Consider the following 11903-nt stretch of genomic DNA (forward strand, 5'->3'; position numbering starts at 1 on the left):
ATCGCTTCGTCGAGTTCGCCGGTGATGTTGCGGATGCGCTCCAGCGCCAGATCCTCCTTGGTGAAACGGGTCAGGCTCTGTACGCTCAGCCCGGCGGCGAACAGCCGCTGGATGACGAGGTCATGCAGGTCCCGGGCGATCCTGTCGCGGTCGGTGAAGACCAGAAGCTCCTCGCGCAGCCGGTGCACCCGGGCAAGTTCCAAGGCGAGGGCCACGTGGGAGCCGAAGACGGCCCCCATTTCGATGTCGGTCCGGGCGTAGCGCACCGACTCCTTGTCCCGTGCCAGCAGCAGGAGGCCATGGTGGGCGCCCTGGGTACTCAGGGCCACTGCCAGCAGCGGGCCGGTGACTGCACCGTCGACCTCCCCCAACACTTCGGATGCGTCGTCGAACAGCACTGGCTCGCCGCCTTCGAGGACACCTTCCAGGAGATTTGACTCCAAATGCAGTGACCGTCCCGAAAACGCCGTGCCGCGCTCACCGGCAACGCCGATCACCACGTGGGCCATGGCGTTGGCGGCGGGGGCCACCAGGAGGGCGAGTGAGGACGCGGACTCCTGGAGCGCGCGGCCGGCTATCGGGTCCAGGCCGCCCGAGGTGTAGTCGCGGTCCGTGCTCAACATCAGCCCGGAGACGTCCATGCAGGCCTCCAGCCAGCGTGCCCGGCGGCGGGCGTCGTCGTAGAGCCGGGCATTTTCGATGGCGACGCCGGCCGCTGCGGCCAAGGCGACGGCCAGGGCCTCGTCTTCGGCGGAAAAGTCGTCTCCGCCTTCTTTTTCCGTGAGGTAGAGGTTGCCGAACACCACGTCCCGGACGCGGACCGGTACCCCCAGGAAGGACTGCATGGGAGGGTGGTGCGCGGGGAACCCGTAGGCCTCGGGGTGCTTATTCAATTCATGCAGCCGGAGCGGCCGCGGGTCTGTGATCAGGAGGCCGAGGACGCCGTGGCCGGTCGGCAGCGGACCGATCTGACGCGCCAGTTGGCCATCGATGCCGACAGTGATGAAGTGGCTGAGCGCGTGGTCATCACCGATGACGCCAAGGGCGCCGAACCTGGCGTGCAACAACCGGCAGGCCGATTCGACGACGCGTTCCAGGACGGCATCCAGGCTCAGGTCCTCGGCCAGGGCGACGACGGCTTCCAGCAGGCCGGTGATGCGTTCCTTGGATTGGAGCAGCTCTTCCGTCCGGGCGCCGAACCCCATCAGCAGTTCCTCAACGACGGGATTTGGTTCGGACACGGTATGGCCTGAGCCCTCACCCGCTGAATGCATGTCATTGCCCCCATTCGCTCCGGCCAATGTAGACGCTGACGGCCTTTTGCCAGAATACCGCGAACCACTCAGGAAAGCCTCAGAATTCGCAGATTAACCCGGCGGCTGGGTCCATTTGCCCTAGCCGCCGTCAGCCCGGCCGCGTACGCTCGCCGGCATGAGCACTGAATCGAGCCCGGGCCGTCACGAGCCAAAGGACCAGACCCACGCCGTCGAAGACCTCGACCACCACGAATGCTGGCGGCTGTTGCGCAGCGTCTCCGTCGGCAGGCTGGCGGTCTGGGTGGACGACCATCCCGACATTTTCCCCATTAACTACAAAGTGGACCACGGCACGCTGGTGTTCCGCACCGCGGAGGGCACCAAGCTGCAGGCGGCCACAGGCGGCACGCCGGTGGCCCTGGAGGCCGACGGCATCAATGCTGACACCGGAGTCGCCTGGAGCGTCGTCATCAAGGGCCAGGCCGCGCCGGTGCAGAACCCCCAGGAAGTCATGGACACGGTGGGCCTGTTGCTGTTCCCGTGGCAGGCCGGAAAGAAGGAACATTTCGTCCGGATTGCGCCGGACACCGTCACGGGCCGGCGGTTCAAGGTGGTGCCGCCCCAGACGTGGTGGACGCCGTTGGACGACGCCACGCGCTCCGGCCTCGAATAACCCCCCACCCCCCTAAAAACACATCTTGCGCTTTCAGATCGGGTTGCCCTGAGGGCTTCAGGGCAACCCGATCTGATAGCGCAACGTGGGGCGCGGCGTGCGGTCAGGCGACGCGGGTGATCTCCACGCTGACGCTGAGGGCCGATCCCCCGCCGCCGGACAGGATGCCCTTGAGCGGCGGCACGTCGCGGTAGTCGCGGCCCCGGGCCACGGTGACGTGGAAGTCCCCCGCGGGTTTGTGGTTGGTCGGGTCCCAGCTGCGCCATTCGCCGTCCCACCACTCGAGCCACGCATGCGACTGGCCGGCAACTGTCTCGCCGAGCTCCGCCGTCGAACGCGGGTGAAGGTAACCGGACACGTAGCGGGCCGGGATACCGCAGCTGCGCAGTGACCCGATGGCGAGGTGCGCCAGGTCCTGGCAGACGCCCTGCCGCTGGTTCCACGCCTGTTCGGCGTTGGTGGTGACGCCGGTGGAGCCCTTCATGTAGGTCATTTCACCGCGCATCCAGGCAAAGACCGCCATGGCGGCCTCGTGCGGCGATTTCCCCTCGACGACGCCGGGAATGATGGCGAGCACCTCGGAGCCGGGACCTGTCAGCTGGGACTGGGGAATCCAGTCGCTGAACTGGTTCAGGGTTTCCGGTGCGGCCAGGACGTCCCAGCCGACGATGTCGGCCTCGGTTGCGATCTTCTCGACCCGGTGCACCTCGACGGTGGTGGTGGACAGCACCTCGAGGTGCTCGTGCGGCATCTGCATGTCGAAGGCGGTCACCCGGGTGCCCCAGTAGTCGCGGTAGCTGCTCAGGGCCGCCTGCGAGGGCGAAACCTTCATGGAGGACTCCAGTACCACTTGCTGCGGGTCCGTCAGCGGGGTCATCCGGGCCTCGTTGTAGGACAGGGTGACGCGTTTGTTGTACTTGTAGGCCGTCTTGTGGACGATGTTCAGCCGGGTCATGAAACTTCTCCCACCCAGGCCAGTTCGTCTGCCTGATTGAAGTACTTACGGGAAATGGCGTCCGAGGCCTGCGACACGGCCTTTTGCACACGCTCCATGTGCTCTGGCAGCTCCGACATGAGGTCATCGGTGCGGTGGAACTCCAGGAAGGTGCGGGCCTGCCCGACGATCCGGCGGGCGTCGTTGATGAAGCCGACGCGCTGGGCCGAGGGGTCGAGCTTTGCCAGGCACTCGTCGGCGTCGCGCAGCGCGTAGACGATGGACCGCGGGAACAGCCGGTCCAGCAGCAGGAATTCGGCCGCGTGCTGGTCCCCGAACGCAGCCCGGCGGGTCCGCAGGAAGGATTCGTAGGCCCCGGCGCAGCGGAGCATGTTCACCCAGGACATGCCGGCCGAGAGGACATCGCGGGTGGAGAGCATGCGCGCGGTCATGTCCGCACGCTCCAGCGACCGGCCCAGGACCAGGAACTGCCAGCTCTCGTCGTGGCTGACGGTGGTGTCGGCGAGGCCGCTGACCATGGCGGTGCGCTCCAGGACCCAGTTGCAGAACCGGTAGGTGCCCACCACGTCCTTGCGGTGCTGGTTGAGCCCGTAGTAGGTCGTGTTGAGGCTTTCCCAGAGCCCGGAGGAGACGGTCTCGCGGGCTCGGCGGGCGTTTTCCCGTGCGGCACCGAGGGAACCGGCAATGGAGGTGGCACTCTGCTTGTCGTAGGCGAGGGCGTTGAGCAGTTCGGGCAGGCCGAAATCGTCGCTTTGTGCGCGGGCACCCATGACGGCGAGGAGTTCCTGCGCCACGCTGCGCTGTTCCTCCATGGGCAGATGGTTGAGCCGTTCGAGGTGGACGTCGAGGATCCGGGCGGTGCCGTCGGCCCGTTCCACGTAGCGGCCGATCCAAAACAGTGACTCGGCAATACGGCTAAGCATTCGCGGTTACCTCCTGCGCGTCAGAAATCTGCTGCTGCTGCTGTTGCTGCTCTTTCTGGCTGTCGCGCCAGTTGCTCTCCACCGGCCAGACCGAAACCCGCTCGCGGACTGCGATGGTGGGCCGCGGGATCACTTCGACGGGGACCTGCGGGGAATCGGCCAGGACCCACGTGTCCTTGGAACCGCCGCCCTGGCTGGAATTGACGATCAGCGATCCCTCCTTGAGCGCCACGCGGGTCAGTCCGCCGGGGAGAACCCAGACGTCCTCGCCGTCGTTGACGGCGAAGGGGCGCAGGTCCACGTGCCGGGGGCCGAACTTGTCGCCGCTGAGCGTCGGCACCGTGGACAGCTGCAGGACCGGCTGGGCGATCCATCCGCGGGGGTCGGCGATGATCCGCTTGCGCAGGGCGTCGAGTTCGTCCCTGGACGCGTCCGGGCCGATCACGAGGCCCTTGCCGCCCGAGCCGTCCACCGGTTTGACCACGAGCTCGTCCAGGCGGTCCAGGACGTGTTCCCGGGCCTCCTTCTCTTCGAGCCGGAACGTGTCCACGTTGGCGATCACGGGCTCCTCGTTGAGGTAGTACCGGATGAGGTCGGGCACGTAGCTGTAGACCAGCTTGTCATCGGCGACGCCGTTGCCCACGGCGTTGGCGATCGTGACGCCGCCGGCGCGGGCGGCGTTGACCAGGCCGGGGCAGCCGAGCATGGAGTCGGCACGGAACTGCAGCGGGTCCAGGAATTCGTCGTCGATGCGTTTGTAGATGACGTCCACGCGCTGCTCGCCCGCGGTGGTGCGCATGTAGACCCGGTTGCCGCGGCAGATGAGGTCGCGGCCCTCGACGAGTTCGACACCCATGAGTCCGGCGAGCAGGGTGTGCTCGAAGTAGGCGCTGTTGAACACGCCGGGGGTCAGGACCACCACGGTGGGATCGTCGACGCCGGAGGGCGCCGTCTTCCGCAGGGCGGACAGGAGCCGGCGGGGGTACTCCTCGACCGGGCGGATGAGCTGCTGGCCGAAAGCCTCGGGCAGGCCCTTGGCCATGGCCCGGCGGTTCTCGAGGACGTAGCTGACGCCCGAGGGTACGCGCACATTGTCCTCCAGAACCCGGAACGTGCCCTCGGCGTCGCGGACGACGTCGATTCCGGAAATGTGGACCCGGACGCCGCCGGCCGGCTCAAAGCCGTGCACCTGGCGGTGGAAGTGCGCGCTCGTCGTGACGAGCTGGCGCGGGATGACGCCGTCGGACACCACGGTCATCTTGTCGTAGACGTCATTGAGGAAGGCTTCAAGGGCGCGGACGCGCTGGGCCACACCGCGTTCCAGGACGCTCCACTCATCGGCGGGGATCACGCGGGGGACGATGTCCAGGGGGAAGGGCCGTTCCTCACCCGCGAAGTCGAAGGTCACGCCGCGGTCCAGGAAGGTCCGGGCCATGGAATCGGCGCGGGCGCTGACGTCAGCCAACGAGAGTTCGCGCAGGGCCAGGGCCACCTGCCCGTAAGATCTCCGGGCCTGCTGGCCGGGGGCAAACATCTCGTCGTAGGCGCCGGTGCGGCCGGCGGCCTCGGAGTATTCCTGGAATAGGTCAGACATGGTCACTAGCCAACCACTTTTTTGTTGCGAAATCATTTCGGCGGCCCGCGGCGCGGCGCTCAGTGCTGGCCGCGCAGTCCGGGCCGCCTGCCGGGACGGCCGCGGTTACGGGTTTTCCGGCCGGGTACGGCAATGTAGGGGCGTGCCCCCTAAGAGATCCGCCCCCGCCTCAGCCCTGAGAGAGGCCGCGCCAGGCCTGGCCGGCGCCGCGGCGGCCGTCGCCGTCGCCGTCGCCGCCCACCTGCTCCTTCCCGCGCTGCCGGCGATGACAATGGCCGTGCTCCTCGGGCTGCTGGCGGCCAACCTGCCGGGCGTGTCTGGCTGGACCGCCGGGCCGGCGCGGCCCGGGCTGGACTTCGCCAGCAAGCACCTCATGCGGGCCGGGATCGTGCTGCTGGGCCTGAAAGTCAGCCTCGGCGACGTGCTGGGCCTGGGCTGGGCTGCGCTCCTGCTTGTGACCGCCGTCGTGCTGGCCGCTTTCGCCGGGACGTACGGCATCAGCAGACTCTTCCGGCTGCCGCCCCGCGTGGCGCTGCTGGTGGCCACGGGATTCGCCATCTGCGGGGCGTCCGCGATCGGGGCGATGGCCGCCGTGCGCCGAATCCGGCAGGAGGAAACCGTGCTGCCGGTGGCGCTCGTGACCCTGTGCGGCACGCTGGCGATCGGTGTGCTGCCGCTGCTCGCGCGGCTGCTGGGCCTGGGTCCGGAGATCTTCGGGGCGTGGACCGGCGCCTCCGTCCACGACGTCGGGCAGGTGGTCGCCACCGCCCAGACCGCCGGCACCGCGGCGCTGGCCGTCGCCGTGGTCGTTAAACTCACCCGGGTGATCCTGCTGGCACCGATGGTCGCCGCCGCGGGCTTCCATCACCGGCTGGGCACCGCAGCCGACGGCGCCAAGCGCCCCCCGGTGGTCCCGCTGTTCGTCATCGGATTCGTGGCCCTGGCGGGCCTGCGCACCACCGGATGGCTCTCCCCCGCGGCCCTGGACGCGGCCGCCGCCGTCCAGGACGTGCTGCTCGGCATGGCGCTGTTCGGGCTGGGCTCCGCCGTCCGGGTGGGCCAGCTGCTGCACACCGGCGCACGCGCGCTGCTGGCCGCGCTGGCGTCCTGGCTGCTGATCGCCCTGCTGGGCCTGGCGGCCGCCTTCCTGATGTTCCCGCCGGCGTGACCGGGCACACACGCTCCCGTGATTAGATAGCGGGGTGTCAAACCAGAATCTGAGCCGCGACGAGGCCGCGGACCGCGCCGCCCTCATCACCACTCACAGCTACGATGTCTCCCTCGACGTCCGGCAGGCGGCCGACCCGAACGTCGCCGGCTACACGAGCCGCAGCATCATCTCCTTCTCGGCCAGCGAACCCGGCGCGACGACCTTCGTGGATTTCATCGCCGGCAGCGTGCACAGCGTCTTCCTCAACGGCAAGGGACTCGCCGTCGCCGACGTCGTGGACGGTTCCCGGATCCGGCTCGAAAACCTGCAGCCGGAGAACCAGGTCACCATCACGGGAACCGCCCTGTACAGCACCTCCGGTGAAGGCATGCACCGCTTCGTCGATCCCGCCGACGGCCAGTGCTACCTCTACACGCAGTATGAACCCGCCGACGCCCGCCGGGTGTTCGCGAACTTCGAACAGCCCGACCTGAAGGCCGAGTTCACCTTCCACGTCATGGCCCCCTCCGACTGGCAGGTGTCCTCCAACGGCGCCGAGGTGCTGCGCACCCAACTGACGAGTGATCCCGCCACGAGCCGCTGGGACTTCGCGCCCACCAAGGCGATGTCCACCTACATCACCACCGTCCTCGCCGGACCGTACTTCAAGGCCGAGGACGCCTGGCGCGGCACGCTCGCCGACGGCACCGTTCTGGACGTACCGCTGGCGCTCTACTGCCGAGCCTCCATGGCCGCGTCCTTCGACACCGACGCCCTGTTCCGCCTCACCAGGAACGGGCTGTCCTTCTTCAACGAACTCTTTGATTTCCCTTACCCGTGGGGCAAATACGAGCAGGCGTTCGTCCCCGAGTACAACCTCGGCGCCATGGAAAACCCGGGCCTGGTGACCTTCACCGAAAGCTACGTCTTCACCTCCCGGGCCGCCGATTCGCAGTACCAGGCCCGCGCCAACACGCTCCTGCACGAGATGGCGCACATGTGGTTCGGGGACCTCGTCACCATGAAGTGGTGGGATGATTTGTGGCTCAAGGAATCCTTCGCTGATTACATGGGCACCCTCGGCGTGGACCGGACCACGGACTGGGACACGGCCTGGGTGAACTTCGCCAACAACCGCAAGGCGTGGGCCTACGTCCAGGACCAGCTGCCCACCACCCACCCGATCGTCGCCGACATCCCGGACCTGGAAGCCGCGAAGCAGAACTTCGACGGCATCACCTACGCCAAGGGCGCCTCGGTGCTCAAGCAGCTGGTGGCCTACGTCGGCTTCGAAGCCTTCATCGCCGGCTCCCGCCAGTACTTCCGGGACCACGCCTACGGCAACACCACCCTCGCCGAACTGTTGGCCGCCCTCAGCGCCGCGTCCGGCCGCGACCTCAGCGAATGGGCCCGCCAATGGCTCCAGACCTCCGGCATCTCCACCCTGTCCAGCGAGATCACCGAATCCACCGAATCCATCGAAGACAGCAGCGCGCTCAGCTCCGTCGCCGTCCTGCAGGACGCCGTGGATCCCACCACCGGCCGGCAGGAGCCCCGCCCGCACCGGCTGCGGATCGGCCTCTACGATTTCGACGACGCCGGCGCCTTGGTCCGCACTGACAGCGTCGAGACCGATGTCCGCGGCGCCCGGACCGATGTGACCGCGCTGGCCGGCAAACCGCGCCCTGCGCTGCTGCTGGTCAATGACGAGGACCTCAGCTACGCCAAGGTCCGGCTGGACCCGCATTCCGAGGCGACTGTCCGCGGCTCCCTGGACAAGCTGGACGACCCCATGGCGCGGGCGCTGTGCTGGACGGCGCTGTGGGACTCGGCCCGGGATGCCGTCACACCGGCCGCACTCTACGTCGACGCCGTCGAGCGCTTCGGGCCCGCCGAGCCGGGCATCGGCGTCCTCCTCAATGTGCTGGGCAATGCCTCGACGGCGGTGGAACGCTACGTGCCCCGGGGCCAGCGCGATGCCGTGCGCCACGGCTTCCTCACCACGGCCGCCGAACAGCTGCACGCGGCAGCGCCGGGTTCCGACCAGCAATTGGCCTGGGCCCGGACCCTTGCCGCAACCAGCCGCTACGACGCCGGCCGGCTGGACCTGCTCAGGGGCATCCTGGACGGCAGCACGGTGATCGAAGGCCTCGCCGTGGACGCCGAACTGCGCTGGAATCTCTGGCATGCGCTGGCAGCCAACGGCCGGGCCCCGCAGGAGCAGCTCGACCAAGAGCTCGCCCGGGACAACACGGCGGCAGGCAAGTCCGGGCACGCCACGGCCCTCGCCGCGCGCCCCGAGGCATCCGTCAAGGCGGCCGCCTGGGAGGCCGCCGTCCACGGCACCGGCCTGTCCAACCAGCTCCTCGGCGCCACGATTGCCGGATTCAACACCGGCGCGGCCTCCCTGCTGGCCGGGTTCATCGACCCGTACTTCGAATCCCTCGAGGACGTCTGGGCGGACCGGAGCATCGAGATCGCCAGCCGGATTATCCGCGGCTTCTACCCCGCGGCACAGGACCTGGACGGCGGAACGCCCGAAACCCACGCCGTGATTGTCCGCACCGACCAGTGGCTGGCCGCCCACCCTGATGCGCCGCGTGCCCTGCGCCGGATCATCATCGAACAGCGCAGCCAGCTGCACCGTTCCCTCAGGGCGCAGGAACTGACGGCACCGGCCCAGGCACCATCGACTGCTCCGTAACGGCCCTTTTGGCGGCTGAAAACGGCAGCTGGGCCCACGCCGGCAGGGTTCCCTGGCCGAGCTTGCGAGGAGAGGGTGCCGGTGGGGAGCAGCCGATGGGGATGAGGGCTGTTAGGGAGCGGGTTTTTTAAAGAACAGGCTTCTACGGGACCCGGTGCAGCCACTCCGTGGTGCCGAACTTGGTCTCCACGCGGCGGCGGGCGGCCTCCAGCTCGGCGTCGGTGAGGACGGACGGTGTCGCGCCGTAGCGTTCGGCGAAGACGTCCATCATCGCTGCAACGATTTCGGCGCGGGCCAGGCCGGTCTGGCGGCGGAGCGGATCCACGCGCTTCTTGGCGCTCCTGGTGCCCTTGTCGGACAGTTTCTCCTTGCCGATCCGCAGGACCTCCACCATCTTCCCGGCGTCGATGTCGTAGCTCATGGTGACGTGGTGCAGCATCCCTCCGTTGGCGAGCCGCTTCTGCGCCGCCCCGCCGATCTTGCCGTGCTCCGTAGCGATGTCGTTGAGCGGCACGTAGAAGGCGCTGATGCCGACCTTTTCCAGGGCCGCCATCACCCAGGCGTCGAGGAAACGGTACGAGTCCGCGAAGCTGATGCCGTCCACGAGGGTCTGCGGCAGGTACAGCGAGTAGGTGATGCAGTTCCCGGCCTCCATGAACATCGCTCCCCCGCCGCTGATCCGCCGGACCACGCTGATGCCGTGCCGGGCCACGCCCTCGGGATGGAGTTCGTTGCGGACGGACTGGAAGCTGCCGATCACCACGGAGGGCTCCTCCCAGTCCCAGAACCGCAGGGTGGGATTGCGCCGCCCGGCGCCGACTTCCTCGGTGAGGACCTCATCCAGGGCGACGTTGACGTGGGTGGGGAGGACTGACGGGGCGATGATGTTCCAGTGGTGGTCCGCCCAGCCGGTGGCCTTCGCCAGGGCGCGGCGGACGGTGACGGCGACGGCGTCGGCGGAAAAACCGAACAGCACGGTGCCTTCGGGCAGCGCCGCCGTCACGGCGTCCGCGATGTCCGCGGCACTGGTCTCGACGGGCAGCCCGGTGAGCGCCCGGTTAATCTCCGGCAGCGCCTCGTCGGGTTCGAGGAAGAAGTCCCCGCTCAGCGAGACGTGGGCCAGGACGCCGTCGACAACGTCGAAGTCGGCGACCACGAGCTTGCCGCCCGGGACCTTGTACTCGCCGTGGTGACGGCCGCCGCCGTCGTCGTCGGGGCTGGGGGCGGTGGCCGCGGGATGGGATGTCATGACCTCCATCCTGCCGCATGCGTCCGGGAACCCGGGAACCCGGGTCACCCGTTTAGCCGGAACAGCAGCAGAGACGCAGAAAGCCCGCACCGTTGCCGGTGCGGGCTTTCCATAAGACCTTGGGGAAGAAAGTTACTTCTTGCCGCCGAAGCCCTTGAAGCGAGCGTTGAAGCGCTCGACGCGGCCTGCGGAGTCCATGATGCGCTGCTTGCCCGTGTAGAACGGGTGGGACTCGGAGGAGATTTCGACGTCGATGACCGGGTAGGTGTTGCCGTCTTCCCACTCGATGGTCTTCGAAGAAGACACGGTGGACTTGGTCAGGAACTTGACGCCGGAAGCCAGGTCGTTGAAAACAACAGCTTCGTACTTCGGGTGAGTATTAGACTTCATAATTGGACCTTTGTTCGCACAACTGGATTTTGCCAGTTGCCAGGTATGAATGGGATGGCCGGCGGAAAGCACCGGACGGCCAGCTATCAATGATAGCCGATCCCCGGACCGCTGACGAACACCATTGGCGCACGTCAGCGCGGCGCGGCCGCCGCACGATGCAGGGGCCTCAGTCCTTCGGGCGGAGCTCCCAGAACGCCACCGCCGACGCCGCGGCGACGTTGAGCGAATCGACGCCCGGGCGCATCGGGATTTTCACTGCGAGGTCGACGGCGGCCAGGGTTCCTTCGCTCATGCCCGCGCCTTCCGTGCCCAGCACCAGGGCCAGCCGCTCCGGGCGGCGCGCCGCGAGCACGTCGAGGTCCACCGCGTCATCCGTGAGTTCCATGGCCGCCACGGTGAAGCCTTGCTCCTGCAGCGCGGCCAGGCCTTCCGCCCAGTCCTCCAGCCGGGCCCACGGAACCTGGAACACGGTGCCCATGCTGACCCGCACGCTGCGGCGGTAGAGCGGATCCCCGCAGCGCGGCGAGACCAGGACGGCATCCACGCCCAAGGCCGCGGCCGAGCGGAAAATGGCCCCGACGTTCGTGTGGTCCACGATGTCCTCCAGCACCGCAACCCGGCGGGCCCCGGCGAGCAGGTCCGCCAGCGGCACCGGGGCGGGCCGGTGCATGGCTGCCATGGCGCCGCGGTGCAGGTGGAAACCGGTGATTTGCTCCAGCAGCGCCGCGGGGCCGATGTAGGCCGGGACGTCCGGGTACTGCTCAAAGACGTCGGAGAGGTCCCCGGCCCACTTCTCGGCCAGGAAAAAGGACCGCGGCCGGTGCCCTGCGGCCAGGGCCCGGCGCAGGACGCGGGAGGACTCGGCGATGTACAGGCCCTCGGCGGGTTCCCTGATTTTGCGCAGGTGCACGTCCGTGAGCTGCGTGTAGTCCGCAACCCGCGGGTCGTCGGCGGATTCAAGAAAGTGAAAGGTCACGGGCAGGTCATTCCTGGGAGGCTGTTGGAA

General features: G+C 68.1%; 10 protein-coding genes. 3 read left to right on the forward strand and 7 right to left on the reverse strand.

The genetic code is table 11. The features are described from left to right. The coding region (locus AC1DKN_RS18240; protein WP_476872113.1) for a GAF domain-containing protein at window positions 1-1274 on the reverse strand (1274 nt) is incomplete at its 3' end. Window positions 1275-1431: 157 nt separating this feature from the next. Here AC1DKN_RS18240 and AC1DKN_RS18245 point away from each other — a divergent pair. After that, complete coding sequence (locus AC1DKN_RS18245; protein ID WP_476850950.1) at window positions 1432-1929, forward strand: pyridoxamine 5'-phosphate oxidase family protein; 498 nt, start codon at window positions 1432-1434, stop codon at window positions 1927-1929. 103 nt (window positions 1930-2032) lie between these two features. Here the strand turns inward: AC1DKN_RS18245 and AC1DKN_RS18250 are convergent, their stop codons facing one another. The 3 genes from AC1DKN_RS18250 to AC1DKN_RS18260 are packed head-to-tail and all read right to left on the reverse strand — an operon-like array spanning window position 2033 to window position 5401. Beyond that, entirely contained in the window at window positions 2033-2884 is an 852-nt protein-coding gene (locus AC1DKN_RS18250) for a transglutaminase family protein (RefSeq protein WP_476855902.1), read from the reverse strand. After that, window positions 2881-3807, reverse strand: coding sequence for an alpha-E domain-containing protein (locus tag AC1DKN_RS18255; protein WP_026266338.1), 927 nt, complete (start codon window positions 3805-3807; stop codon window positions 2881-2883). The genes AC1DKN_RS18250 and AC1DKN_RS18255 overlap by 4 nt, the downstream gene beginning before the upstream one ends. Further along, window positions 3800-5401: a circularly permuted type 2 ATP-grasp protein gene (locus tag AC1DKN_RS18260; protein WP_476849648.1), complete on the reverse strand. Its 1602-nt coding sequence runs from the start codon at window positions 5399-5401 to the stop codon at window positions 3800-3802. The genes AC1DKN_RS18255 and AC1DKN_RS18260 overlap by 8 nt, the downstream gene beginning before the upstream one ends. A gap of 142 nt (window positions 5402-5543) precedes the next feature. Here AC1DKN_RS18260 and AC1DKN_RS18265 point away from each other — a divergent pair, with 142 nt between their 5' ends. Both AC1DKN_RS18265 and pepN read left to right on the forward strand, forming a co-directional pair. Then, the gene (locus AC1DKN_RS18265) at window positions 5544-6569 is read left to right on the forward strand and encodes a YeiH family protein (RefSeq protein ID WP_476872114.1); all 1026 of its coding nucleotides are present in this window, start codon (window positions 5544-5546) and stop codon (window positions 6567-6569) included. A gap of 34 nt (window positions 6570-6603) precedes the next feature. Then, a complete protein-coding gene (pepN, locus tag AC1DKN_RS18270; protein ID WP_476872115.1) occupies window positions 6604-9255 on the forward strand; it encodes an aminopeptidase N in 2652 nt (883 codons plus the stop codon). Window positions 9256-9397: 142 nt separating this feature from the next. Here pepN and AC1DKN_RS18275 read toward each other — a convergent pair whose 3' ends face one another. The 3 genes from AC1DKN_RS18275 to AC1DKN_RS18285 form a co-directional block, all read right to left on the reverse strand. Further along, the gene (locus tag AC1DKN_RS18275) at window positions 9398-10504 is read right to left on the reverse strand and encodes a lipoate--protein ligase family protein (RefSeq protein ID WP_476872116.1); all 1107 of its coding nucleotides are present in this window, start codon (window positions 10502-10504) and stop codon (window positions 9398-9400) included. Between the two features lie 132 nt (window positions 10505-10636). Then, window positions 10637-10894, reverse strand: coding sequence for a type B 50S ribosomal protein L31 (locus AC1DKN_RS18280; RefSeq protein WP_018772953.1), 258 nt, complete (start codon window positions 10892-10894; stop codon window positions 10637-10639). A 169-nt stretch (window positions 10895-11063) separates the two neighbouring features. Next, window positions 11064-11873, reverse strand: coding sequence for a TrmH family RNA methyltransferase (locus tag AC1DKN_RS18285; RefSeq protein ID WP_476855906.1), 810 nt, complete (start codon window positions 11871-11873; stop codon window positions 11064-11066). Window positions 11874-11903 lie beyond the last annotated feature (30 nt).

This window comes from Arthrobacter sp. 01N444 (assembly GCF_056399305.1).

Bases quoted from the DNA above. Each gene is read 5' to 3' on its own strand.
- AC1DKN_RS18255 (WP_026266338.1), bottom strand. From the start codon at position 3,807: ATGCTTAGCCGTATTGCCGAGTCACTGTTTTGGATCGGCCGCTACGTG.
- AC1DKN_RS18275 (WP_476872116.1), bottom strand. From the start codon at position 10,504: ATGACATCCCATCCCGCGGCCACCGCCCCCAGCCCCGACGACGACGGC.
- AC1DKN_RS18250 (WP_476855902.1), bottom strand. From the start codon at position 2,884: ATGACCCGGCTGAACATCGTCCACAAGACGGCCTACAAGTACAACAAA.
- AC1DKN_RS18280 (WP_018772953.1), bottom strand. From the start codon at position 10,894: ATGAAGTCTAATACTCACCCGAAGTACGAAGCTGTTGTTTTCAACGAC.
- AC1DKN_RS18260 (WP_476849648.1), bottom strand. From the start codon at position 5,401: ATGTCTGACCTATTCCAGGAATACTCCGAGGCCGCCGGCCGCACCGGC.
- AC1DKN_RS18245 (WP_476850950.1), top strand. From the start codon at position 1,432: ATGAGCACTGAATCGAGCCCGGGCCGTCACGAGCCAAAGGACCAGACC.